We start from the raw sequence: 24,347 nt of genomic DNA, 5'->3' as shown, positions 1-24,347 counted from the left end.
GAGCACCCCACGAGCGACCACGACGGAACGGCGACACACCACGCGACACGACGACAGAGCCCCGCCGGCCCGGCCCGGCCCGCGGGACTCGACGCCGACGGGACGGCCGCTCCCGTCCGGCCCGGCGCCGAGGGCCACGGGACGGAGACAGGAGACGGCACTCACCGGACGGCGATACGGCACGACGGCCACCGGCGGGCGACCCGGCACGACCGCCCTGGAACGGCGGAACGCGACGACGCCCGAGCGCCGGCCGGACGGTACGACGTCCAGCGGGCGGCGGCACCGTACGACGCCCAAGGGACGGCGACACGGCACGACGCCCACGGGACGGCGACACGGCACGACGCCCACGGCAGCGCGGAGGACCCCATGCCCCGGACGGCCCCCGAGGACCACGGCCCCGTCCGCTACGGCCCGCCCCCGCCCGAGGACGGGCTGCCCGTCCTGCCCGAGCTGGCCGCCGTGCTCGCCGTGGCGGCGCACCGCGGCGGCGGCGAACCGGTCGGCGGCGGCCCCGCCCTGCTGGAGGCCGGCTGCGGCTACTGGGCGCGGCGGGGACTGAGCACCACCCCCGAGCACGCGGTGGCCGCGCCCGGCGCGCCCGCCGTACTGCTCGCGCTGACCGCCGCGCTCGGCGGCGACGTGCTGGTGCCCCGGCCGTGCGCCGCCTGGTGGGCACCGCACGCGCGGCTGCTGGGCCGGCCCGTCTTCCATGTGCCGACCCCCGCCGAGTGCGGTGGCGTACCCGACCCGTACGCCCTGCTGGAGACCGTGCGCCGGGTGCGCGCCGAGGGCGGCGACCCGCGGCTGCTGGTGCTGTCCGTCGCCGACGACCCGACCGCCACGGTGGTGCCGCCGGAGGTGCTGCACGAGACCGTCGAGGCCGCCGAGGGGGAGGGGCTGCACCTGGTCAGCGACGAGACCTGGCGCGACACCCTGCACGCCCCGCACGACACCGTGCTGCTCAGCCCCGCCGAGATGCTGCCCGAGCGGGTCACCGTCATCACCGACCTGGCCGGCGCCCTGCTGCCGCCCGGATGGCCGGCCGCCCTCGCCCGGTTCCCCGCCGGGCCCGCCGGCGACGGCCTCCGCGCGCGCGTGCTCGACGTCCTCACCGCGCTCGGCGCCCGGATCGCCGGGCCCGTCGCCGCCGCCGCGGCCTACGCCCTCGCCGAACCCGAACCGGTCACCGCGCGGATCACCGCCTCCGTACGGCTGCACGCGCGCGTGGCCGACGCCATGCACCGCGCGGTCGTCGCCGCCGGCGCGCTCGCCCTGCCGCCACGCGCCGGCCGCCATCTGTATGTCGACCTCGGGCCGCTCAAGGCCGGTCTCGCCGCGCACGGCGTGACCGACGCACAGGAACTGGAGGACTTCCTCTCCGCCCGGCTCGGCATGCCCGCGCCCGGCGGCCACCGCTTCGGCGACGACCTGGGCGCGCTGCGGGTGCGGCTCGCCACCGGTGCCCTGCTGGGCGGTTCGGACGCCGAGCGCGAGGAGTGCCTGCGCTCACCGGCACCCCTGGAACTGCCACACCCGAACCGCTCGTTGATCACCTTGAGGTCGGTCTTCGACGGTCTCCGCGACGACGCTCAGCGATGGGAGCCTCCTCGATGACGCAGCAGTCCGAGTCGACCACGAGCCCGACGGCCCGCCAGAGCGCCGACCCGGTTGCCGCCGCCTCACCCCTGGCGCCACCCGTCTCGCCACCCGTCGCACCGCCTGTCGCGCCGCCCTTCCCACCGCTCGCCGAGCCGCGTCCGCTCGGGGAGCGCAGAGTCTGGCCGCGCACCTTCCACGACCGGCTGACCGCGCCGCTGCCCGGCATCAAGGCGCTCGCCCGCTTCGCCCGCGAGGGCGCGGTCCGGCCCGACGAGGAGGGCCTGGCCGACATCCCCCGGCTGCCGTACGAACCGGCTCCGCTGCCCCGCGTGGACACCCGCACCATCGCCGTCACCTGGGCCGGGCACGCCAGCTGGGTGGTGCGGATCGGCGGGCTGACCGTGCTCACCGACCCGGTCTGGTCCCGCCGCATCCTCGGCACCCCCGCGCGGATCACGCCGGTCGGCGTGCCCTGGCACGCGCTGCCGCGCGTGGACGCGGTCGTCATCAGCCACAACCACTACGACCACCTGGACGCCCCGACGCTGCGCAGGCTCCCGCGCGAGACACCCGTCTTCGTCCCGGCCGGGCTGGGGCGCTGGTTCCGCCGCCGGCGCTTCACCACCGTCACCGAGCTGGACTGGTGGGAGGCGTCCGAACTGGGCGGCGTGCGCTTCGACTTCGTGCCCGCCCACCACTGGTCCAAGCGCACCCTGATCGACACCTGCCGCTCCCTGTGGGGCGGCTGGGTGCTCACCGCGCCCGACGGGCGGCGGGTCTACTTCGCGGGCGACACCGCCTACGGCCACTGGTTCTCCCGGATCGGCCGCCGCTACCCGGGTATCGACCTGGCCCTCCTGCCCATCGGCGCGTACGCCCCCCGCTGGTGGCTCAGCGACGTGCACTGCGACCCGGAGGAGGCGGTCCGCGCCGCGCTCGACCTCGGCGCCCGCCGCGTGGCCCCCATGCACTGGGCGACCTTCGTCCTCTCCGCCGAACCGGTCCTCGAACCCCTGACCCGCGTCCGTACCGCCTGGGAACAGGCGGGCCTGGACCGCGCGGACCTGTGGGATCTGCCGGTGGGGGGGTCCCGCGTGCTGCCGTAGCCCCCTCCGGGGCCGCTCGCTTCGGGAGGAAGGCCCCTCCCGCCCCGCCCAGCGGCCGGGGCCGCTCCCGTCCGCCGACCCGGCGAGCCAAGGACCGTCCCCCCTTCGCCCGCCCCGGCGTCCCGGAGCCCTGGCGGCTCGGCGGCTCGGTGGCCTGGTGGCCCGGTGACCCGGAGCCCTGGTGGCCCGGTGACCCGGCATCCGGCCCCACGCCCCTGGCGGCCCAAGGCCGGATGCCCCGGCGGCGAGGGGGGCCGCCCCCGGGTGTCGCTCACCTCCAGCGCGAGGAACACGGATGCCCCGGCGGCGAGGGGGCCGCCCCTCGCCGTCGTCGCGCCTACACAGCCGAAGTCCCCCGTACCCGCCGCCACACTCCCGGCACGAGACTGATCAGTACCGTCAGTGCGACCGCCGCGACCACGCCTTCCCACGGCTCGGGGAAGAGGGAGCCGCCGAGGATGCCGATGAGCTGGTAGGTCACCGCCCAGGCCAGGCACGCGGGCAGGTTGCCGCGGGCGAAGCGGCGCAGTGGCCACTCGGCGACCAGGCAGGCCAGCATCACCGGGAGCCGCCCGGCCGGCACCAGGCGGGACAGCACCAGCACGGCCACCCCGTGCGAGGCCAGCTTGTCCTGGGCCTGCGCCAGCCGGTCCTCCGGTGCCCGCGCCCGGATCGCCCCCAGCCACCGCGAGCCGTTCCTCGACTTCATCCCGCGCCGCCCCAGCCAGTACAGCGCGATGTCCCCGCAGAACGCGGCCGTCGCCGCCGTCACGAACACCAGCGCCAGCGAGAACGGCGCGGTCTGATGGAACGCCACCACCGCCGCACCGCTGACCAGCGCCCCGGTCGGCACCACCGGAACCAGCGCCCCGACCAGCACCAGCAGGAACAGCGTGGGATAGCCGATCGCCTGCTGGGTGGTCTCGGGCGGCACCGTCGACGCGGCCCCCAGCCAGCTCACCGCGCGACCTCCGGCCGCACGCTCTCCCCGTGCCCGAGCAGGTGCACCGCCACCCCGGGCGCCCGCTCGGCGGCCAGCCGGACGAACTCGTCTCCGGGCGCGTGGAACTCGTGCGGGCGCACGGCGTCCATCCCGATCGGCCAGTACGTGCCGTAGTGCACCGGCACCGCGCTGCGCGGCGCCAGCCGTACCAGCGCCTGCGCCGCCCGCCCCGGGTCCAGGTGCCCCTCGCCGAGGTACGGCCCCCAGCCGCCCACCGGCAGCAGCGCCACGTCGACCGGCCCGACCTCCTCGGCCATGGAGTCGAACAGCCCGGTGTCCCCGGCGAAGTAGGTGCGCGCCTCGCCCTCCACCACATAGCCGAGCGCGGGCGAACGGTGCGGGCCGAAGGGCAGCCGCCGCCCGTCGTGCCGCGCCGGCACGGCCCGTAGCACCAGACCGCCGACCTTGACCTGGTCGCCGGGCGCCACTTCCGTCACCCGCAGCCGGGAGAGCCGGCGCAGACCGGGCACCGCACGGGGTGCGCCCCGGGGCACGAGCAGGCGCGTGCCCGGCGCGAGCCGCGCCAGCGACGGTATGTGCAGATGATCGGCGTGCAGATGCGAGACCACCGCGACGTCCGCGCGCCACGCCTCCGGCGGCGGCAGCGCCCCGCGCCGGCGCCGCAGATGCGCGAGCCGGCGTGCGAACAGGGGGTCGGTGAGCACGCGTACGTCCGAATCCTCGACCGTGCAGGTGGCGTGACCCCACCAGGTGATCTCCACCGGCACCTCTTTGCCCCCTTCACGCGACTCCCCGAAGCCTACGGGCAGGAGTAGGGTCGGCGGCGAAACCCTGAGGTGAGGGGGGCGCCATGGGAGAAGGCCCCGGGCCGGTGCGCGTCACGGCGATCGCCAGTCTTACGCCGCTCGAGGAACTGGAGATCGATCCCTTCCTGGTGGACTCCCGCGGCCAGCACGCGATGTGCTCCCGCTGGGCCGCCGAGCACGGCTATGTCGTCACCCGCGAGCTGCTGGTGCGCGGGCTGCGCCCGGACCACTGCCTGCTGTGGGACGGGGTGCGGCCCGGCCGCGACATGTTCGTCGCGCCCAGCCGCCGGGTGCTGGAGAGCGCGCTGGCCGACGTCGAGGCGTTCACCGCCGAGTGCGCGCGGCGCGGGGTGCGGGTGGAGACCGTGGGGCGGGCGGAACCGCTCTACGACGCGCAGATGAAGGCCCGTGTGCACCGCAGACTCTCGATGCCGACGGCCGGCTACGACGGCCGGTAGCGCGCCGCGGACGCTCGCCGCCCGAGGCCGGACCGGACGGCCCTCGGGTGACGGACGGCCCCGGAGGCGATGTGACACGCTGGGGTCGGGCCCGTGCCGATCACGGGCGGGGACGTGAGGTGTACGGGGCGTGCGTGCGGGGCGTTGGCGGCGGATCACGAGTCAGGTCGGGCGCAGCGTCGCCGTCTGGGCGGTCAGTACGGTCACCATGCTGGCCCTCGCCGGTCTCCTGCCCGACTTCCGCCTGCGGTCGGCGGACGGCGACAGCGCCACCGACATCGCCGTCACCGCCGCGTTCGGGGCGGGCGCCTTCGGTGTGCTGTCGGCGCTGGTGTGGCCGCTGCTCGTCCGTCTCCTGCTGCTGGTGCCCGCGCTCGTCCTCGGTCTGCTGGTGTTCGCGCTCAACGGGGCGCTGCTGCTGCTCGCGCTGCGTCTGGACCCGGGCGAGCGGGGCGCCGCCGCACCGGAGACGGCGGTGGTGGTGGCCGCCGTGATGTCCGCGGTCGCCTCCGCCACCGGCGCCGCCCTCGCGGTGCGCGACGACGACGCCTACCGCCGCCGTCTCTACCGGCTCGCCGACCGCCGCCGGCGCCGGCAGCCGCCCGGTCCGGCCAGCCCCGGTACCCTCTTCCTGCAACTCGACGGCGTCGGCCACGACGTGCTGGTGGACGCCGTCGGCAAGGGCCTGATGCCGACCGTCGCCCGCTGGCTCGGCACCGGCGACGAGCCCGGCGCCGCCCGCCCCAGCCACCGCCTCACGGCGTGGCGCACCGACTGGTCCAGCCAGACCGGCGCCAGCCAGCTGGGGATCCTGCACGGCAGCACCTTCGACGTGCCCGCCTTCCGCTGGTACGAGAAGGACACCCAGGAGGTGATGGTCAGCAACCGCCCCACCAGCGCCGCCGAACTCCAGCGCCGCGCCGTCGCCCGCACCGGGGACGGCGGACTGCTCACCTTCGACGGCGCGAGCCGGGGCAACCTGTTCGGCGGCGGCGCGGACGAACAGGCCCTGGTGCTGTCCATCGCCACCCGGCGGCGCGGCCGCGAGAACCGCTCCCGCGCCGGCTACTTCGCCTATTTCTCCGACCCGGCCAACGCCGTGCGCACCGCCCTGTCGTTCGTCGCCGAGGTGGGCCGCGAGATCGGCCAGTCCACCCGCTCCCGGCTCCGCGAGGAGCGGCCCCGGGTGTCCCGCGGCGGCCTCTACCCGTTCATCCGGGCCTTCGCGACCGTCGTCGAACGCGATGTGGTGGTCGCCGCGGTCATGGGCGACATGCTCGCCGGACGCACCGCGATCTACGCCGACCTGGTCGCCTACGACGAGGTCGCCCACCACTCGGGCCCGTTCGGGCGGGACGCCGAGAAGGTGCTCCAGCGCCTGGACCGGGCGCTCGCCCTGATCGAGAAGGTCGCCGAGCACGCGCCCCGCCCGTACCGGATCGTGGTCCTCTCCGACCACGGGCAGAGCCCCGGCGAGACCTTCCGCGCCCGCTACGGTCTCACCCTGGGCGACCTGGTGCGGGCCGGCTGCGGGCTGCCCGTGCCGCGCCGGGCGCGTCGCACCCACAGCGGCGCCGAGGCCCGCGCCGCGGTCCGGGCCGCGCTGCGCATCCCGGTCGAGGAGGACGCCGAGCAGCACCGCCCGGCCCGCCGCTCCGAGCCGATCGTGCTGGCCTCCGGCAACCTCGGCCTGGTCTCCTTCCCGGACGTGCCGCACCGGATGAGCAAGGAGGAGATCGACGCCCGCCACCCGGCGCTGCTGTCCACCCTCGCCAACCATCCCGGCATCGGGTTCCTGCTGGTGCGCAGCGAGCGGCACGGCGGGGTGGTGCTCGGCGCGTACGGCACGGAGATCCCGGTGGACGAACTCGACGACCGCCCCGGCCCGCTCGCCGCGTTCGGCCCGGGCGCCGCGGCGGCGGTGCGCCGCGCCCACACCTTCCCGCACGCCGCCGACATCATGGTCAACTCCTTCCACGACCCGGCCGACGGGGAGGTCCTCGCCTTCGAGGAGCAGATCGGCTCGCACGGCGGCCTCGGCGGCGCCCAGAGCAAGCCGTTCCTGCTGTCCCCGCTCGCCCTGTCCGCGCCGGTCGCGGACGGCGAGGAGATCGCCGGCGCGGAACACGTCCACCGGGTGCTGCGCCGCTGGCTGCGGGAGGCGGACGGCCCCCAGGTGCCGGTGGACCGGATTCCGGTGGACGATTCCCGGTCCGAAGCCCTCGGTGACGTATCTCTTGCGGTGCCGGACCCCACCACGCAGGACAAAATCGTGTGATTTGGAGCGACTCGAACCCGTGCCCGACCATGGGCGGTCGTCCGGCGATCCCGGGCACCAGCACGAGGAGAGGCGCACCACCCCATGCACGACACCGGAACCGTCCCGGCTCCGGCCCCGCAGGCGACCGCACCCCGGACCGCCGCGGCACCCGAGAAGCACACCCGGCGCTTCGGGCTGCCGGTCGCCACCGCCCTGGTCATGGGCAACATCATCGGCGGCGGCATCTTCCTGCTCCCGGCCGCCGTGGCCCCCTTCGGCACCGTCAGCCTGCTCGCCTTCGCCGTCCTGACCGCCGGCGCGATCGCCCTGGCCCTGGTCTTCGGACGGCTCGCCCACCGCGACCCGCGCACCGGCGGCCCCTACGTCTACGCCCGGGAGGCCTTCGGCGACTTCGCGGGCTTCCTCGCCGCCTGGGCGTACTGGATCACCACCTGGGTCTCCAACGCGGCGCTCGCCGTGGCCGCCGTCGGCTACCTCGACGTGCTGATCCCCGTGAACGACCACGCGTGGACCGCCTGCCTGGCCGCCCTCGTCATCCAGTGGCTGCCCGCCCTGTCGAACTTCGCCGGCAGCCGGTACGTCGGCGCCGTCCAGCTCGTCTCCACCGTGCTGAAGTTCGCGCCGCTGCTGCTCGTCGCGGTCGGCGGGCTGTTCTTCTTCGACCCGGACAACCTCGGCCCGTTCAACGCGAGCGGCGACGGCACCCTCGGCGCGGTCTCGGCGTCCGCCGCGATCCTGCTCTTCTCCTACCTGGGTGTGGAGTCGGCCGCGGTCAGCGCCGGCGAGGTCCGCGACCCGCGCCGCAACGTCGGCCGCGCCACCGTCATCGGCACCCTCGGCGCCGCCCTCGTCTATCTGCTCGGCACCTTCTCGGTGTTCGGCACCGTCGCCCACGACAAGCTGGTCGACTCCACGGCCCCCTTCTCCGACGCGGTGAACGCCATGTTCGGCGGCTCCTGGGGCGGCTGGGCCGTGGCGCTGGCCGCGCTGGTGTCGATGACGGGCTGCCTCAACGGCTGGACCCTGCTGAGCGCCCAGACGCCGTACGCGGCCGCCCGCGACGGCCTGTTCCCGGCGGCCTTCGCCCGCAAGCGGCGCGGGGTGCCCACCGTCGGCGTCGGTGTCACCGTCGTCCTGGCCTCCCTGCTGACCGTCTACAACTACACGGCGGGCTCCGCGCGCGTCTTCGAGGTCCTGGTCCTGGTCACCACCTTCACGGCGACCGTGCCCTACCTGCTGGCCACCGCCGCGCAGCTCTTCCACCTGGCGCGCGGCGAGCACGAGAAGGTGAACCGGTCCCGGCTGGTGCGCGACGCGGTGCTCGCCGCGCTCGCCTTCGCCTTCTCCCTGTGGCTGGTCGCGGGCGCCGGGTACGCGGCCGTCTACCAGGGCGTGCTGTTCCTCTTCGCGGGCGTGCCGGTCTACGCCTGGCTGGCGGCCCGCCGGCAGCGCGCCGCCGCCTGACCGGGCGCCGGTGGCCCGACTTCCCCGTGCGGTGCGCCGGAGTGTGATCGGATGGTGTCCGTCAACCCGGATCGGGACCAGAACCGGGACGCTACGAAAGGAATGACCGTGGCCACCACGCGCTCCGCACACACTGTCTGGGAAGGCAACCTGCTCGAGGGCAACGGAGTCGTCACCTTCGACTCGTCCGGCGCCATCAGCGAGCAGCCGGTGACGTGGGCTGCCCGCACCCAGGAGCCGGGCGGCAAGACCAGCCCGGAGGAGCTGATCGCCGCCGCCCACGCCAGTTGCTTCTCCATGGCGTTCTCGCACGCCCTCGCCCAGGCAGGCACGCCGCCGACCAAGCTGGTGACCTCCGCGGACGTCACCTTCCAGCCGGGTGAGGGCATCACCGGCATCCACCTCACCGTCGAGGGCACGGTGCCGGACCTGGAGAACGACGCGTTCGTCGCCGCGGCGGAGGACGCGAAGGTCAACTGCCCCGTCAGCCAGGCCCTGAAGGCCGTGCCGATCACGCTCTCGGCGAAGCTCGCCTGACGTTCCCTGCGGTTTCCCGCATCCTTGGTGCAGGCCGTTCCCGACGCGGGGACGGCCTGCACGGTGCTCGGCGCGGTTCACGGACGCGGTGCGGGCGGTATAACGCCCTGCGCCGAGGTGGGGAGAGGGTTGGCGATGGCGGCGGGAACATCCAGCAGTACGCGGTGCTCGACTCCGCCACCCGGGAACGCACCCGCATGCTCATGCTGTTCAGCCTGGCCGGCCGTATCCACCCGCGCGACGACGCGCACGGCCCGCTCGTCGACCGGTTCGACTTCGGCCGCTTCACCCCGCACCCGGTGTCCGGTGCCGCCTTACTGCCCGTGCCGGTGCTGGCCCGGCGTCTGGAACCGGGCGAGCTGGGCCTGCCCGGCGGCGACCACGGACTGGCCCTGGCGGAGGCCGGGGTCCTCGTCGTCGCCACCCCGCGCGGCGAAGCGACCCTGCTGCCGGACTGCGAGTCGGCGGTGAGACCCCGTCCGCCGCGGTCGCCGCCTGGCTGGCCGACACCTGTTTCGACCGTGCTCCGATCACCCTCGGCGGCCGTCCCCTGCTCGACGTGATCGGCGAGCTGGGCAGGGTCTCCGCGCCGGCCGTGCTGCAACGCACCCGGCTCGCCGCGTTCGCGATGATGCGCGCCAACGAACAGGCCGCCGCCGACTCCCCGCAGAACGTCCGCACCCTGATCTCCCGGCTCTCGGCCGGTGTCAACGAACTCCAGCTCGACCTGGCCTTCGGCGTCGAGGCGTACGTCGACAGCCTGCTGATCCCGGAGATGCTGATGGAGGGCTTCCAGTCCTCGCTGCGCGACGCGCTCGGCATCCGCGACAGCCTGGACAGCTCCGCGCGCATGGTGGAACGGCTCACCTCCGTCATCAACGCCCGCTCCGCCGCCCTCGCCGATCGCGACGAGGCCCGCGACCGCACCATCTCCGGCCTGGTCGCGGCGGCCACCCTGATCGCGCTGCCGCCGACCCTGCTGCTGGCCTTCTTCGGCGTCAACGGCTCCAACGTGGACGAGAAGCGCTCGATCCTCGACCTCGGCACCTACGGCGTGGCCCATCTTCTGGCCTGGCTGCCTTTCATCATCCTCGTGGTGATCGGCTATCTGCTCCTCAGACGGGCCGGCGGCGGTTCCGGCGAGCTGCTCGCCCCGTCCGACGACGGACCCCTGCCCGTCCCCGCACCACGCACTACCTCCGGGAGCTGACCGCCCATGACCCGACGCCCCGCCGTCTCCGCCCACCGCGGCGGATCCGAGACCTTCGGCCCCGCCACCTGGCAGGCGTACGAGGACGCGCTGCTCACCGGTGCCGAGTACGTCGAGTTCGACATCCGGCGCACCGCCGACGGGGTCCTCGTCGTCTACCACGACCCCCGGGTGCGGCACACCGGCCCGCTGCTCACCGAGCTGACCCACGCGGAACTGAACGAACGCGCCGGCTACCCCGTGCCCGTCGTCGACGAGGTCATGGAGCTGATCGCCGGGAAGCTGATCGGGCACCTGGACCTGAAGGAGACCGGCTACGAGGGGGACGTGATCGACCGGGCGATCGCCCTGCTCGGCGCGGACGGCTTCGTCGCCACCACCCTGGAGGACCGTTCCGTCGCCGCGATCACCCGGGCGTACCCCGGGGTGAAGACCGCGCTCTCGCTCGGCCGGGACCGCAAGGAGATCGGCGCCGCCCGGTTCACCGCGACCCGGCTCGGCGAGCTGTTCCCGATGCGCCGGGTGCGGGCCTGCGGCGCGCACGGAGTCGCCGTGCACCAGCGGCTCGCCCGCGCCAACGTGCTGCGCGAAGCCGCCCGGCACGGCCTGTTCACCATGGTCTGGACGGTCAACGAGGACACCGCGATGCGCGGCTTCCTCACCGACCCGCGGGTGGACGTACTGATCACCGACCGGCCCCGGCGCGCCGTCGACCTGCGCGGCGAGCCCCCGGAGCCGGGCGGGCACGGCACTCCCGCCGCCGAGTCCTCCCGCCCCTGAGCGTGAACCCGGCGCCGCGCGGGCAGCCCCGCGGCTCGTACTCGGGCCGGTCCGCGCCACCGACGGACAGTCCGTCCGCCCCACCGGTCCCGGTGGAAGGCGTCCGCCTCCCGGCCGCCGGTCAGTTCCACGCTGTGCAGGTCGGGCGCGGCCGTCCCGGGCCGGAAGAACCGCCCGGCGCGCAGCAGCGCGGCCCCCGCCTACGGCGGCCGTGCGGGTGACGTCAGGGCTTGCGCGCCACCCCCGCGTACACCGGCACGATCCCCTCCGCCTGGGCTGCCACGTCCTCCGCGTCCGGGCGCCAGCCGTGCACCGGGATCAGGCCGGGCCCCAGCAGTTCCAGACCGTCGAAGAAGCGGGCGAACTCGGTCAGCGACCGGGGGAAGAACGGGGTGCCGGTGCGCCGGAAGCTCTCGGCCGCCCTGGCGATGGCCTCCGGGTTCAGATCGGGGGTCACCTGCGACAGGATCAGACAGCTGCCCGGGGCGAGCGCGTCGACGTACCGGGACAGCAGCCCGTACACGTCGTCGCCGTCGGGGTCGGCGTCCAGGTAGTGGGTGAGCGCCACCAGGGACAGCGCCACCGGCCGGGTGAGGTCCAGGGTCTCGGCGGCCCGCGCCAGCAGCGCGTCGGCGTCCCGTACGTCGGCGTGCGCGTAGGCGGTGGCGCCCTCCGGCGAGCCGTGCAGCAGCGCCTCGGCGTGCCGCAGCACGATCGGGTCGTTGTCCGCGTACACCACCCGGCTCTCCGGCGCGGTCTTCTGCGCCACCTGGTGCAGATTGGGTTCGGTGGGAATGCCGGTGCCGATGTCCAGGAACTGGCGGATCCCCGCCTCGGCGACCGTGCGCACGGCCCGGTGCATGAACCGGCGGTTGGCCCGCGCCCCGCGCACCACCGTGCCGTCCACGGCGAGGATCCGCCGGGCCAGTTCCTCGTCCACCGGGTAGTTGTCCTTGCCGCCCAGCCACCAGTCGTACACCCGCGCCGGGTGCGGCCGGCTGGTGTCGATACGGGCGGCGGCGTCGGATGCGGTCATGACGGTGTCTTCTCCTCGTCGGCCCCGGGGCTCGGGCCCCGGCGCCTCGGTCGTTTCAGGTCTCGCTGTCCCGCTGTCCCGCTCAGAACCGCTCGCGGCACTCCTGGAGGATCTTCTTGGTGCGCCGGGCGGACGCGGCGTGCGCCGTCATGTGGTCCAGCACCTCCAGGTGCGCGGAGACCTCCGTGCGGGAGTCCAGGTACAGCGCGCCCGTCAGATACTCGGTGAACACCATGTCCGGCAGTTCCGGCTCGGCGAACCGGAACAGCGCGAAGGGCGCGTACGTCCCCGGGTGCGGACCGTGCGCGAACTCGGCGACCTGCAAGGTGATCCGATCGCTCTCGACGGCCTCCAGCAGCCGGTCCAGCTGGCCGATCATCACCTCGGGGCGGGTGCTCACCGGGCGCCGCAGCACCGTCTCGTCCATGATCACCCACAGGTGGGGCGGGCTGGGGCGGCGCAGCAGCTCCTGCCGGGCCATCCGCAGCGACACATGCCGCTCCAGTGACGCCCGGTCGCTCTGCCCGATCGTCCCGGCCTCCAGCACGGCCCGCGCGTACTCCTCGGTCTGCAGCAGGCCCGGCACGAAGTGCGGCTCGTAGGAGCGGATCATCCGGGCCGCGCCCTCCAGGCTCACGAACAGGCTGAACCAGTCCGGCAGCACATCGTGGAACCGCTGCCACCAGCCCGGCTGGTTCGCCTCCTCGGCGAGCGTGACGAACGCCTCCACCTCGCCCTCGGGCACCCCGTAGGCGTCGAGCAGCAGCTGCACATAAGGGATCTTCAGGGAGACCTCGGCCATCTCCATCCGGCGGACGGTCGCCGGGGCCACCCGCAGGACCCGCGCGGCGTCCTCCCGGCTCAGTCCGGCCGCCTCCCGCAGCTCCTGCAACCGCTTGCCGAGCACCACCTGGCCCACGGTGGGCGCCGGCCGTCGCTCACTCACGCCACGCCTCCCCTACGCGCCGGAAGTTCCCGGGCAGTCTGTCATGTTCCGGCCGCACACTCACGGGTGCGCGGCGCGCTGCTTGCGATATGAGACAGACGGGCGCCCCGGGTCCGCCGGCCCGCGCACGGACATGACCTCCCATTACCTCCCGGGTAATCGACCCGGCACCCCGCCCGGCCGGATGGTGGACCCACCGGGTTCCGGGGCGGCGCACTCCGCCCCGGGGCCCGGGCCCCCGCACCGACGACCTCGCCGGAGGATGATCCGCCATGTCCGCCACCCAGCTCGCCACGCTCGCCCGCACCTCCGACCCGCGCACCATGCTGCGCCGCTTCCTCGCCCTCGACGCGGCGGTCACCGGCGCCAACGGTGTCGCCTACCTGGCCCTCTCGGTCCCGCTCGGCGACCTGCTGGGTGTCGGCTCCGGTGCGCTGCTCGCCCTCGGCGCGTTCCTCACCGCCTTCGCCGCGGGCGTCGGCCTGCTCGCCGCCCGCCCGCACCCCGCGACCCTGCCCGTGCGCATGGTCGTGGAGGCCAACCTCGCCTGGGCGGCGGTCAGTTTCACGGCCCTCGCGCTCTGGCTCACCCCGAGCACCGCGGGCGCGGTGTGGACCGTGCTCCAGGCGCTCACCGTCGCGGGGTTCGCGATCCTCCAGCACATGGCGCTGCGGGCCCGTCAGAGCACCAGCTCCTGAAGGTGCCGCACCGTCGCCGCGTCGGCCGGGAGGAACGTCTCGATGGCCAGCTCGGCGACGGTCACGTCCATCGGCGTGTTGAACGTGGAGATGGACGAGATGAACGACAGGATCCGGCCCCGGTACTCGATCTGCATCGGCAGCGCGAAGTACGGGACCGGCTCCTCCGGTTCGGCGGCCGCTGCCGGCTCCGGCACCGGATACGCCGCCACCTCCTCGTACAACTCCCGCAGCGGCGCCGAGCGGTGCAGCGCGATCTGCCGCTCCATCTGCGCCAGCAGATGCCCCCGCCACTCGCGCAGATTGCGGATCCGCGGCGCCAGGCCCCGCGGGTGCAGCGTCAGCCGCATCGCGTTCAGCGGCGGCGCCAGCAGCTCCTCGGGCACCTCGTCCAGCAGCATGGTGATACCCCGGTTCGCGGCCACCACGTGGTACGTCGCGTCCACCACCAGCGCCGGATACGGCTCGTAGCCGCGGATCAGCCGCTCCATGCCCGCCCGCAGTCCCCCCAGCGCCGGATCGTCCAGCGGGGTCTCCGGGAACCGCGGCGCGTAACCGGCGGCCAGCAGCAGCGCGTTGCGGTCCCGCACCGGCACGTCCAGATGCTCGGCCAGCCGCAGCACCATCTCCTCGCTCGGCCGGGACCGGCCCGTCTCGATGAAGCTGATGTGCCGGGCGGAGGAGTCGGCGCGCAGCGCCAGTTCCAGCTGGCTGATCCGCCGCCGCTCCCGCCAGGACCGCAGCAGCGGGCCGACACCCCGGTCGGCGGGGGCGGTCGCGGGAGCCGTGGGCTCGGACGTCAGAATGCTCATGTGGACGACCGTAGTCGAGGAGGTACCGCGTGAACGAGGCGTGGCGGCAGGCGAACTGGCAGGCACCGGCGGTGCGCCGGTCGAGGGTGCGCGGCTGCCTGCTCGGCGGCGCGCTCGGCGACGCCCTCGGCTATCCCGTCGAGTTCAGCTCCCTGGACGCCATCCGCGCCGCCCACGGGGCGCGCGGCGTGACCTCCCTCGTCCCCGACGCCACCGGCGTCGCCGGCCGGATCAGCGACGACACCCAGATGACGCTGTTCACCGTCGAGGGCCTTCTCGCCGCCCACCGCCGCGAACGCGAGAAGGGCATCGGCGGTGCCGCCCACCAGCTGCTGTACGAGGCCTACCGGCGCTGGCTGGTCACCCAGCAGCAGCCCGGTCCCGACGGCACCCTCGCCGCCCACCCGGGATTCGAGCGGCCGCTCCTCGCCGAACCCTGGCTCTACGCCCGCCGCGCCCCCGGCAACGCCTGCCTGTCCGGCCTGCACCAGCCGTACGCCCCCGACACCGGCGCCCCGCTCGGCGGCTTCGGCCCGGTCAACCCCAACGCGAAGGGCTGCGGCGCGGTGATGCGCTCGGCGCCCTTCGGACTCACCGGCGCCCCCGCCGACCGCGCCTTCGACCTCGCCGCCCGCTGCGCCCGGCTCACCCACGGCCACCCCACCGGCTACTACGCGGCCGGCGCGTTCGCCGCCCTCACCGCCCACCTGGTCGCCGGGGACTCCGTCGAGGGTGCCGTCCTGCGCACCCTGCGGCTGCTCGCCCGCCACCCCGGTCACGAGGAGACCACGGCCGCACTCGAACAGGCCCTCGACCTGGCCGCCGAAGGCGTGCCGAGCGCCGCGCAGGTGGAGAAACTGGGCGCCGGGTGGGTCGCCGAGGAGGCCCTGGCCATCGGCGTGTACGCGGCGCTCGCCGAACCCCGGGTGACGGACGCGCTGCTGCTCTCGGTCAACCACTCCGGCGACACCGATTCCACCGGCTCCATCTGCGGGAACATCCTCGGCGCCCGGTACGGCGACGTGAGCCTGCCGCACTCCTGGCTGCGGCAGGTCGAGGGCCGCGACCGGATCGCCGCGCTGGCCGACGATCTCGCGGCCGAATGTCACCGCGGCTGACCCCCGGCAGGCCATCCGACCAGGACCGCGACGGCTCTCCTGTGGCAGTCTTGAACGGGACCCCCGGGGAAGGAGCGAGGTCATGGCCGTGGAACCGCTGTCGCCCGAGGAGATCGAGGACCGGCTGGCCGCACTGCCGGGCTGGTCGCTCGACGAGGACCGCCTCACCCGCACCTACCGGCTCGGCTCGCACATCGCCGCCGCCGCGCTCGTCGTCCACATCGCCCAGGTGCAGGACGAGCTGGACCACCACTCCGACCTCACCCTCGGCTACCACAGCGTGACCGTGTCGGTGCACACGCACAGTGCCGGCGGCAAGATCACCGAGCTGGACGTCGAGCTGGCCCGCCGCGTGTCCGACCTCGCCCCGGCCCACGGCGCGAGCTGAGCCGGCGGTGCTGGACTACAGCCAGGAGGCCGAGCGCTACGACGCCTCCCGGGGCGGCGAACCCCGCGCGGCCGCCGCCGCGGAAGGTGTCCTCGGCCTGGTGCCCGGCAGTGCCCGCCGCCTGCTCGACCTCGCCTGCGGCACCGGCATCGTCACCCGGCGGCTCGCCGCGGCCCGGGACGGCCTGCGGGTGACGGGGGCCGACCTCACCGACGCGATGGTCCGCCGCGCCGCCGCCCGCCTCCCGGGCGCCGTGGTGCGCGCCGACGCCCGCCGACTCCCGTTCCCTGACGGCACGTTCGACGCGGTGACCAGCGTGTGGCTGCTCCACCTGCTGCCGGACCCGGCGGCCGTGCGCGCCGTCGTCGCCGAGTGCGCGCGCGTCCTGCGCCCGGGCGGGGTCTATGTCACCACCGTCGACAAGGCCGCCGGGCACAATGTGGGCAGCGACATCGACGCCGTCCTCGCCGCCCGCCCCCGCACCCGCGCCGTCGACGAGCCGGCGGCCGTCGAGGCGTCCGCCGCCGCGCACGGCCTGCTCCCGGCCGGGCAGGCCCGCTTCCCCGGCCGCGGCCAGGGCCGCAGCCCGCGTCGCACCATCGCCGACCTGCGCCGCGGCTGGTTCGTCACGCTGCCGCCCGGCGATCCCCGGGCCGACGCCTTCGCCGAGCGCCTGGCCGCCCTCCCCGACCAGGACCGGCCCCGCCCCGACCCGTGGTTCACCCTGCGGGCGTTCAGGAAGACGGTGGGGGCGGCAACATGACGCAGGCCCTCCGACTGACGGGCACAACTCCGTGCGCCCCCCGAGAGGCACGTCACGTGAACCATGCGGCGCCTCACCTGCCGCGTCGCCCGCGGGTGCGCAGGCGGTGGCGTGTCGTGCGGCAGCGGCCGGGGAGTGCGTGCCCGTGACTACGGGCAGGTCTCACCGAACTTGACCGCCGTGAACGTGACGGGTTGTCCGTTCAGCGCCTCGCCGGCGGCGGGCCTCTGGGTGCAGACCTGCCAGTTCGACTCAGCCAGCACCCACCGGTCCTCAGGCGAGGCGTCCTCGACCGTGAGTGACGTGCCCGAGTCGAGCGCCCCGCGGGCCGCCTTCACCGACTTGCCCGTGAAGTCGGGCATCTTTCCGCCCTGCGTGGACGGGGCCTTCTCCTCCTTCGCCGGGCAGGCTTCCTCCAACTTGACGGTTCCGAAGTCGAGTTCGGTGTCGGTCGATGCCGACGTACCGGCTTTCACGTTCTGGCCGCACACCTTCCAGTTCCGATCGAAGGCCTGCATGCGGTCCCGGCCGAGGGCATCGTGTGAGGTGAGGCTGTAGAAGCCGAGCTTCTGGGCCTTGTCCTGCGCGGACTGCAGGCCCATCCCCACGAAGTCGGGGACGGTCGCCTTCTCGTCGGCCGCGGTCCGCCTGTCGTCGTCGGCGGGCTTCGCGTCGTCAGCCTTGGCCGGCTCGGCCCCGACCGTCTCCGTGACGGTGACGGTGGGCCGCGGCTCGGCCTTGCCGCCGGCGCTCGTCCTCTCCTGGCCGTTGTTGCCGGAGGAGCCGACGCCGACGCCGACGAAGAAGACGAGGAGCGCGGCCGGGACGGCGATCCGCTTCCGCGCCCATCCCGGCTTACCGGCCGACGGCCCAGCCGATGGTCCGATGTGCGTGGGCTGGTCGGCCGGTGGCTCGTTGTGCGACATGTGTACCCCATAGGTCAGTTGGTGCCAGATGACCGTAAGGGCTGAGACGACCCGGAGGCGCGGTCCGGGCGGTCCGGTGACACAACCGTGATGGAAGTGTGAACACTCAACCATTAACCCGGCTCCGCCGGATCCGCCGGCGAGCGCGCGGACGCCGTTTTTCCGTGACGGTAGGGGGCGCGCACCGGCGCCGATGCGCGCCCCTTTTCGCTCAGTTCACCGCGCAGGACCGGTCACCCAGCTTGAACGCGGCCGGCTTGCCGTTGCCGCCCGACCAGCTGCCGGTGAATCCGAAGCCCACCGACGAGCCCGCGGCCACGCTCCCGTTCCAGCCGACGTTCTTCGCCGTCACCGTCCCGCCCGACTGGCCGTGCTCGGCGTTCCACATCTGGGACACCGTCTGTCCGTCGGGGAAGGTCCAGCTCAGCGACCAGCCGTTCCAGGCGGTGCTGCCCGTGTTGGCGAGCCGTACGTCCGCCTGGAAGCCGCCCGACCACTGGCTGGTGATCTTGTACGTCACCGCGCAGGCACCGGGGGGCGTCGGCGTGGGGCCCGGATCCGTGCCGCCGCCCCCGCCGCCGGTGCCGGAGGTGTCGCCGTAGATCACCCCGCGCCCGTTGGTCGCGACGTACACCCGGCCGTACACCCGCGGATCGCCGGTGATCGCCGCGCCGGTCCAGCCCCACTGGTGGGCGTCGTCGTTGATCCGGGTCCAGGTCGCGCCCTGGTCGGTGGAGCGGAAGATGCCGCGCACCCCGCCGATCTTGGCGCTGGTGTAGAGCGTCTGGTACGAGGCGCCGGCCGCCGCCTTGCCGAAGCCGATGGTGTCGGCCTGCTCCACGTTCGACAGCTTGGTGAAGGTGACACCCCCGTTCGTGGAGTGCCACAGTCCGTACGCCCCGTCGCTCGCGCCGCCCGCAAGCCAGATGTCGCCCTTCCCGCCGGGCAGCGCCTTGAAGCGCACGCTGTCCCCGCCGGGCAGGTTGGCCGCGGCGGAGGCGGTGAAGGTGGCGCCGCCGTCCGTGCTGACGTAGAACTTCCCCGACTTGAAACCGTAGAAGGTCTTCGGGTCCACCCGGTCCGACTCGACGATCGCGCCCGCCGGGATACCGCTGGACGCCGACCAGGACGAGCCGAACCCGGTCGCGTAGTGCACGCCTGCGCCCTGCGGGCTCCACACGAACCGGCTGCCGTCGGCCGCCGCCGCGACCGTGCCGCCGCCGCTCACCCCGGACGGGTCGGTCCCGGCGAACCAGTTGGCGCCGTTGTCCGTGGAGAAGGCGATGTGCGGGCCGGAGTCGAGGTTGCCGACCCGGACCACCGTGTCCGGACGGGACTCCGCGTAGTCGAGGCTGGTGGTGGAGGTGAAGTTGGGGGAGGTGTACATCATCGGCGGGACCTTCGTCAGGTCCGTGTGCCGGAAGCCGCCGATGTCGCCGAGGGCGCTGAGCAGCGGCGCGCCCGACGGCGGAGAGGCGAGGTCGAGGACCGCGGTCTCCTCCAGGCCCTGCACCATCGGCTTGATGGTGAACTTGCTGCCGGAGTCCCAGTTGGTGAGGTTCTCGGTGCCGTAGACCGTCGCGCCGGTGCCGTACATCATCCGGTTCGAGTCGAAGGGGTCGATCTCCAGCGCCTCGGTCATCCAGCCGAGCTTCGGGGTCTGCTCGGGCGGGGACGGGTTGGCGCCCCAGGTCAGCCACGGGGAGGACGAGACGTCCATCGTGTACCGGTTCTCGCGGTCGGGATACGAGGTGTGGTCCCACGCCTTGGTCCAGGTGGCGCCGCTGTCGGTGGAGCGGAAGAGCTGGGTGTCCGGCCACCAGGAACTGTACGCGGTGGCCATGAGGGTGCCGGGCTTCTGCCGGTCGACGGTCAGTCCGCTGAAGCCGTAGTAGGTGTCGGCCTCGGCGACGGGGCTGATGTCCGTCCAGGTGCCGGTGGCGGTGGTGTACCGGAAGAGCCGGCCCTTGCCGCCGTCGTAGGGGCCGCCCTTGTCGCTGTATGCGAGGTACAGGTGACCGTTGACCGTGTCCAGTACACCCTTGTGGGCCAGGTACCCCGTCGGCTGCCCCGCCAGCCGCTGCCAGGTCGCGCCCGCGTCCGTCGAGCGGTAGACCGCGTTCTCCTTGTCGGCGACCCCGACGTAGATCGTCTTCGTGGCGCCGCCGGCGGTGCCGGTGGACTCGTCGAAGGTGACCCAGACGATGCCCTGGTTGTCACTGGCGTAGCCGGAGGTGTCGCTCGGGTCCTGCGCGTAGTTGCCGACGTTGGGGAAGTTCGCCACCTGCGACCAGGTCACCCCCGAGTCCGTCGACCGCCACAGGCCCTTGCCGCTGGGCGCGCCCAGGTACAGCACGCTGTTCCGGTGCGGATCGACGGCGAGACGCTCGCCCATGCCGCGGCCGGGCATGTTGCCGCCCAGCTTGAACGGCAGGTCGGTCCTGCGCCAGCTCGCACCCCGGTCGGCGGAGCGCAGCACGGCCCCGTTGCCCGGGTCCCAGTCGTTGGTGTAGGTGCCGACCGCCGCGTACACCTTGTCCGGGTCCACCGGGTCGGAGGCCAGGCCGACCACGCCCGTGTGGCCCCAGTCGTCCCAGCCGACGTGGTCCAGCAGGGGCGTCCAGGTCTTCGTCGACTGCTGCCAGCGGTAGGCGCCGCCGATGTCGGTGCGGGCGTAGGCGAGGTTCTTCTCCTTGCGGTTGAAGACGATGCCGGGGACGAAGCCGCCCCCGTCGATCCGGGCGTTCTTCCAGGTGTAGGTGTCGGCGGCGATCGACACCTCTCGCTCGACGGGTTCGGCGGCCAGCGCGGGCGGGGCGCCCGCGAGCAGGCCGGCCGCGAGCGCCAGCGCCGCGGTGAGGACACGGGTTCTTCGCACGGTGGGGAGGTCCTTCCTGCTTGCGAAAACCGGGGAGGGGTTGCGGGTGCCGAGGTGGGGACGTACGACGGCCGGGCGGCCCCCAGTGCGGGTGGGGACCGCCCGGCCGGATGGCCTCGCCGTCAGGTGGCGGGGCCACGCACGCGGAGCCTTCAGGCGGTTCCGGAGGAGCGCGGTGAGCACCACCGCCCGACTCGCGGAGCGCCCGGCGGGGACTTATTCGAGAAGCTCCGCGTACGAACCCATGGCGGTGGCGATGTCCACCTGGGCCCAGAACCGGTGATACGTGAACGTGGGCGCGGCACCGCCCGCGAGGTAGCTCTCGATCTTCGACCAGGCCGGGTCGTCCTCGTAGAACGAGCGGATCGAGTCGAAGGTCGAGCTGGAGTTGATCGGGTCGCCGTTCGGCATGGTGCCGGTCCAGCCGCTCGGGATGTAGACCGGGTCGTCGAAGCGGCTGTAGTCGGTGCGGGTCTCCGGGACGGCGATGCCGAGCGCGTCCTGGTTGTTCTCCCACATGCCGTCGAGCAGGGCCTTCGCCACCCGTGCCGCCTCGGTGTCACCGGAGCGGTCGGCGTAGTACGTCAGGGTCTTGGCGTACGAGGCGGCGACGCCGACGTCGTTGGTGTAGTCGACGACGGTGACGCGCAGGCCGGCGTTGGCGCCGGGGCCGGCCGGGTTCCAGGTGTCGGGCTTGCCCGACCACTGGAGGGTGGACGGGATCCGGAAGGAGCCGTCCGGGTTGACGGTGGTCTTGGACAGCGCCCAGTCGACCCACTTGTCGAGGACGACCTTGGCGTCCGCGTCACCCGTCTGCTGGTAGTACTCGGCGACCCGCTCCATCGACCAGGCCTGGAAGCCGAACCACTGGTTGGACGGCGGGTCGTGGTAGACGGGCTTCTCGTCGTAGTACATGCCGTAGAAGGTCGGCGTGCCGGCCGGCGGGGTCGCGTAGCGGCCCGCCCAGCTGTTGGTGGCGCCGCCCGCGATGGCGCCGTCGGCCGACTGCAGCCAGCGGTAGAACTCCAGCTGCCGGTCGAGCGACTTCGCCCAGTCCGCCTGGCCCGTCGCCGACTTGGGCTTCAGGTCCGGGTAGTTGGCCAGGGCGTGCGCGGCGAGCGGGTTCTGGTAGCCGCCGTGCGCGTGGGACGAACCGATGCGCCAGGCCCAGCCCGCCGAGGTGTCGACGGCGCCGCCCCAGGCGTAGTACCAGGAGAGCAGGTAGTGCGAGGAGTCCTTGCCGGTGCCCGCCGGGCAGGTGGTCGGACCGACGCAGTTGCCCACCTTCTTGAAGTACTTGTCGTACATCGCGTACCGCAGGTAGTCGCCCATCTTCGCCGCCTTGGCGACGGTGGCCGCGACCTGCGAGCCCTTGCCCTGCTGCTCGGCCCAGATGTCCGCCCAGTAGGCGGCCTGCACCGCGCGCGCGTCGGCGTCGGGGGCGTTGGTGAACTTCCACTGCCTGGCGTAGGAGGAGTCACCGGTGAACAGGTCCAGATAGCCGTTCTTGCCGCCGTACTTGAAGGCGTCGCAGGTCGGCTGCGGGACCGTCTCCCAGACCGACTCCTGGGCGCCGCGCTGGAAGGTGTTGATGTACGACGGGCCGGTGTCCGCGGGACCGGCTTCGCACTTGCCGGGGGAGTTGCCGTAGCCGTAGACGTTGTCGACGTCCTGCAGCCAGTGCATGCCGTAGACCTCGTCCGTGCCGTACGCGGACCTCAGCTCACCGGCGATCGGGTCCGGTCCGACCGAGACCCCGCTCTCCAGCTTCGCCGGGTACTCGTTGGGGGTGTCCAGCTCCGGCGCATACGTCGCCGGCTTCGAGGCGTTGTAGAAGGAGTTGGTCGGCTGGTCGGCCTTGGTGGGGATCATGTACTTCTCCATGATCTCCCAGGCCCCGTTGAACTTGGTCCAGTCGCCCGTCACCTTGCCGTACATGGCCTGGAGCCACAGCAGATAGCTGTACGCCTCCGAGGTGGTCTCGTGGCCGTGGTCCGGCGCCTCGACGATCAGCGTCTCCACCGAGTGGTAGGGGATCCCCTCGGGGGAGAAGTAGCCGTTCGCCGGGTTGGTGATCTTCCCGTACAGCTCCAGGAAGCGGGCGTCGTACTCCTTGGTCGCCCCGATCTGGGTGACGGTCACCGACGCCTTGCCGTGGCCGGGCGCCGTCGACTCGAAGACGGCCGCGCCGGTCCCGGTGGAGGCGGCGGTGACCGTCACCCTCTGCGGGGTGTTCCAGTTCGAGGGGGTGAAGGTGAGCGAGGCGCCACCGGTCACCGTCAGGCCGGTGTTGCCGGAGGCCCGGGCGGTGGTGACGGTGACGTTGCCGGACGGCTGGGTCGACAGCCGCAGCTGGTAGGTGCCTGTCTTGCCCTGCTGAACGGGCAGTTGAGTGGGCGAGGCCACCACGGCGGGGCCCGAGGCGACCGTGATGCCGACCGGCGTCGAGGACGCCGAGGCACCCAGGCTGTCGTACGCCTTCGCCACCAGCGAATGACTGCCCACGGTCAAGCCGGAGGCGGAGAGCGTGTACGGCGCGGTGGTGTCCGTGCCCAGCAGGGCGGTGTCGTCGTAGAACTCGACCTTCGCGATGGTCGCGTTGTCCGCCGCGGCGGCGGTGGCCGCGAGCGGCACCGCGTCGCCCTGCGTGTAGACCGCGCCCGGGGCGGGGCTGGTCAGCACGGTGACCGGCGGCTGGTGGGCACCCGCACAGGTGGTGCCGTTCACCGCGAAGGAGGTGGGGGCGGCATTGGCGCCGCTGTAGGTGAACTGGGCGCCGGTGGAGACGGCCGCGCCGGCCGCGACCCGGCCGTTGTACGAGGCGTTCTTCACCGTGACCGCCTGACCGGACTGCGACCAGGTGCCGTTCCAGCCGTTGGTCAGCTTCTGGTTGCCACCGTAGGAGTACGTCAGCGTCCAGCCGTCGATCACGTCCGTACCGCGGTTGGTGAGTGTCAGTTCCGCGGTGAAGCCGGAACCCCAGTCATTGGTCTTGTAGTCGACGCTGCACTGGAGCGCCGCGGCGTGCGCGGGGCTCGGGTTGGCGGCCAGCATCGACAGGGGTACCGCGAGGGCCGCCAGCGCGGCTGTCCATAACCGCCGCGCGGCGCGGCGTCTGCTTCTGGGAGGCATGATCTGGTTCCTCCTTGCGGCGACTGAGGGGGGAAAAGTCAAGGCTTGAACCAGTGGGAGCGCTCCCATAGTGAGGACGGGTCTAGTTCCGGTCAAGATGTGTGAAGAGTCGAAAAGATTCGACGAACGTGCCAGTGGAAAGTGAAGCAACTCCTCTGTTCTTCACCGTCACTTGGCGCTACCTTCGCCTTCACCAGTGGGAGCGATTCCGCCAGTCGCCGCGTCCGTCCGGACGTGGCCGAGCTGCAAGGAGTCGCTCATGCGACACCCTCCGCGTTCAGGTCTTTTACTCGACGGCGCAGCCCAGCCCGCCCCATGAGGCTCCCTTTGCGCCCGCCTTCCTCTCGCTCGCGTCGACGCCGTCCGGCCTGACGCGCACTCACCCGCGCCCCGCTGCGGGGACGCGCACCCGCCAGAGAAGCCAGAGAACAGGAACCCG

The 24,347-nt window shown here is 73.4% G+C and carries 21 protein-coding genes; 13 read left to right on the top strand and 8 right to left on the bottom strand.

The genetic code is table 11. The features are described 5' to 3' along the window. Window positions 1–372 precede the first annotated feature (372 nt). Entirely contained in the window at window positions 373–1,620 is a 1,248-nt protein-coding gene (locus VE614_RS07060; protein WP_324933725.1) for an aminotransferase class I/II-fold pyridoxal phosphate-dependent enzyme, read from the top strand. After that, window positions 1,617–2,711 (top strand): MBL fold metallo-hydrolase, encoded by a 1,095-nt coding sequence (locus VE614_RS07055; RefSeq protein ID WP_324933723.1) that lies wholly within the window; start codon window positions 1,617–1,619, stop codon window positions 2,709–2,711. The genes VE614_RS07060 and VE614_RS07055 overlap by 4 nt, the downstream gene beginning before the upstream one ends. Before the next feature lie 337 nt (window positions 2,712–3,048). Here the strand turns inward: VE614_RS07055 and VE614_RS07050 are convergent, their stop codons facing one another. Both VE614_RS07050 and VE614_RS07045 read right to left on the bottom strand, forming a co-directional pair. Further along, on the bottom strand, window positions 3,049–3,672 hold the full coding sequence (locus tag VE614_RS07050; protein WP_324933721.1) for a DedA family protein: 624 nt from the start codon (window positions 3,670–3,672) through the stop codon (window positions 3,049–3,051). Next, on the bottom strand, window positions 3,669–4,442 hold the full coding sequence (locus VE614_RS07045) for an MBL fold metallo-hydrolase (RefSeq protein WP_324933719.1): 774 nt from the start codon (window positions 4,440–4,442) through the stop codon (window positions 3,669–3,671). The genes VE614_RS07050 and VE614_RS07045 overlap by 4 nt, the downstream gene beginning before the upstream one ends. Window positions 4,443–4,525: 83 nt before the next feature. Between VE614_RS07045 and VE614_RS07040 the strand changes: the two genes are divergently transcribed. From VE614_RS07040 to VE614_RS07010, 7 genes are all read left to right on the top strand, one after another. Further along, window positions 4,526–4,939 carry a hypothetical protein gene (locus tag VE614_RS07040; protein ID WP_324933717.1) on the top strand — a complete coding sequence of 138 codons (414 nt, stop codon included), beginning with the start codon at window positions 4,526–4,528 and terminating at the stop codon, window positions 4,937–4,939. 130 nt (window positions 4,940–5,069) lie between these two features. Continuing rightward, entirely contained in the window at window positions 5,070–7,217 is a 2,148-nt protein-coding gene (locus VE614_RS07035) for a phage holin family protein (protein WP_324933715.1), read from the top strand. 84 nt (window positions 7,218–7,301) lie between these two features. Continuing rightward, window positions 7,302–8,684, top strand: coding sequence for an amino acid permease (locus VE614_RS07030; RefSeq protein ID WP_324933713.1), 1,383 nt, complete (start codon window positions 7,302–7,304; stop codon window positions 8,682–8,684). A gap of 108 nt (window positions 8,685–8,792) precedes the next feature. Beyond that, window positions 8,793–9,221: an OsmC family protein gene (locus VE614_RS07025; RefSeq protein WP_324933711.1), complete on the top strand. Its 429-nt coding sequence runs from the start codon at window positions 8,793–8,795 to the stop codon at window positions 9,219–9,221. A 164-nt stretch (window positions 9,222–9,385) separates the two neighbouring features. Then, window positions 9,386–9,784: a hypothetical protein gene (locus VE614_RS07020; RefSeq protein ID WP_324933710.1), complete on the top strand. Its 399-nt coding sequence runs from the start codon at window positions 9,386–9,388 to the stop codon at window positions 9,782–9,784. Further along, a complete protein-coding gene (locus VE614_RS07015) occupies window positions 9,781–10,431 on the top strand; it encodes a hypothetical protein (RefSeq protein WP_324933708.1) in 651 nt (216 codons plus the stop codon). The genes VE614_RS07020 and VE614_RS07015 overlap by 4 nt, the downstream gene beginning before the upstream one ends. Window positions 10,432–10,437: 6 nt before the next feature. After that, the gene (locus VE614_RS07010) at window positions 10,438–11,211 is read left to right on the top strand and encodes a glycerophosphodiester phosphodiesterase family protein (protein WP_324933706.1); all 774 of its coding nucleotides are present in this window, start codon (window positions 10,438–10,440) and stop codon (window positions 11,209–11,211) included. Between the two features lie 223 nt (window positions 11,212–11,434). On the opposite strand, the gene VE614_RS07005 is transcribed toward VE614_RS07010, so the two are convergent. Then, window positions 11,435–12,247 (bottom strand): SAM-dependent methyltransferase, encoded by an 813-nt coding sequence (locus tag VE614_RS07005; RefSeq protein WP_324933704.1) that lies wholly within the window; start codon window positions 12,245–12,247, stop codon window positions 11,435–11,437. 82 nt (window positions 12,248–12,329) lie between these two features. Then, the gene (locus VE614_RS07000; protein ID WP_324933702.1) at window positions 12,330–13,193 is read right to left on the bottom strand and encodes a helix-turn-helix transcriptional regulator; all 864 of its coding nucleotides are present in this window, start codon (window positions 13,191–13,193) and stop codon (window positions 12,330–12,332) included. A 272-nt stretch (window positions 13,194–13,465) separates the two neighbouring features. Between VE614_RS07000 and VE614_RS06995 the strand changes: the two genes are divergently transcribed. After that, entirely contained in the window at window positions 13,466–13,891 is a 426-nt protein-coding gene (locus VE614_RS06995) for a hypothetical protein (protein WP_324933700.1), read from the top strand. Here the strand turns inward: VE614_RS06995 and VE614_RS06990 are convergent. Then, window positions 13,873–14,703 (bottom strand): helix-turn-helix transcriptional regulator, encoded by an 831-nt coding sequence (locus VE614_RS06990; protein ID WP_324933698.1) that lies wholly within the window; start codon window positions 14,701–14,703, stop codon window positions 13,873–13,875. The two genes, VE614_RS06995 and VE614_RS06990, sit on opposite strands and share 19 nt — an antisense overlap. Window positions 14,704–14,732: 29 nt before the next feature. Between VE614_RS06990 and VE614_RS06985 the strand changes: the two genes are divergently transcribed. From VE614_RS06985 to VE614_RS06975, 3 genes are all read left to right on the top strand, one after another. After that, on the top strand, window positions 14,733–15,821 hold the full coding sequence (locus VE614_RS06985; RefSeq protein WP_324933696.1) for an ADP-ribosylglycohydrolase family protein: 1,089 nt from the start codon (window positions 14,733–14,735) through the stop codon (window positions 15,819–15,821). A gap of 82 nt (window positions 15,822–15,903) precedes the next feature. After that, on the top strand, window positions 15,904–16,209 hold the full coding sequence (locus VE614_RS06980; protein WP_324933694.1) for a 4a-hydroxytetrahydrobiopterin dehydratase: 306 nt from the start codon (window positions 15,904–15,906) through the stop codon (window positions 16,207–16,209). A 7-nt stretch (window positions 16,210–16,216) separates the two neighbouring features. After that, a complete protein-coding gene (locus VE614_RS06975; protein ID WP_324933692.1) occupies window positions 16,217–16,972 on the top strand; it encodes a class I SAM-dependent methyltransferase in 756 nt (251 codons plus the stop codon). Between the two features lie 149 nt (window positions 16,973–17,121). On the opposite strand, the gene VE614_RS06970 is transcribed toward VE614_RS06975, so the two are convergent. From VE614_RS06970 to VE614_RS06960, 3 genes are all read right to left on the bottom strand, one after another. Then, the gene (locus VE614_RS06970) at window positions 17,122–17,898 is read right to left on the bottom strand and encodes a hypothetical protein (RefSeq protein WP_324933690.1); all 777 of its coding nucleotides are present in this window, start codon (window positions 17,896–17,898) and stop codon (window positions 17,122–17,124) included. 211 nt (window positions 17,899–18,109) lie between these two features. Beyond that, on the bottom strand, window positions 18,110–20,776 hold the full coding sequence (locus tag VE614_RS06965) for a cellulose binding domain-containing protein (protein ID WP_324933688.1): 2,667 nt from the start codon (window positions 20,774–20,776) through the stop codon (window positions 18,110–18,112). 216 nt (window positions 20,777–20,992) lie between these two features. Continuing rightward, window positions 20,993–23,908, bottom strand: coding sequence for a glycoside hydrolase family 48 protein (locus VE614_RS06960; RefSeq protein ID WP_324933686.1), 2,916 nt, complete (start codon window positions 23,906–23,908; stop codon window positions 20,993–20,995). Between the last annotated feature and the right edge of the window lie 439 nt (window positions 23,909–24,347).

It is taken from the genome of Streptomyces sp. (assembly GCF_035645055.1).
GTDB lineage: Bacteria > Actinomycetota > Actinomycetes > Streptomycetales > Streptomycetaceae > Streptomyces.
The sequence above is the reverse complement of the archived record's forward strand: the minus strand, read 5'-3'. Positions and strand labels throughout refer to the sequence as shown.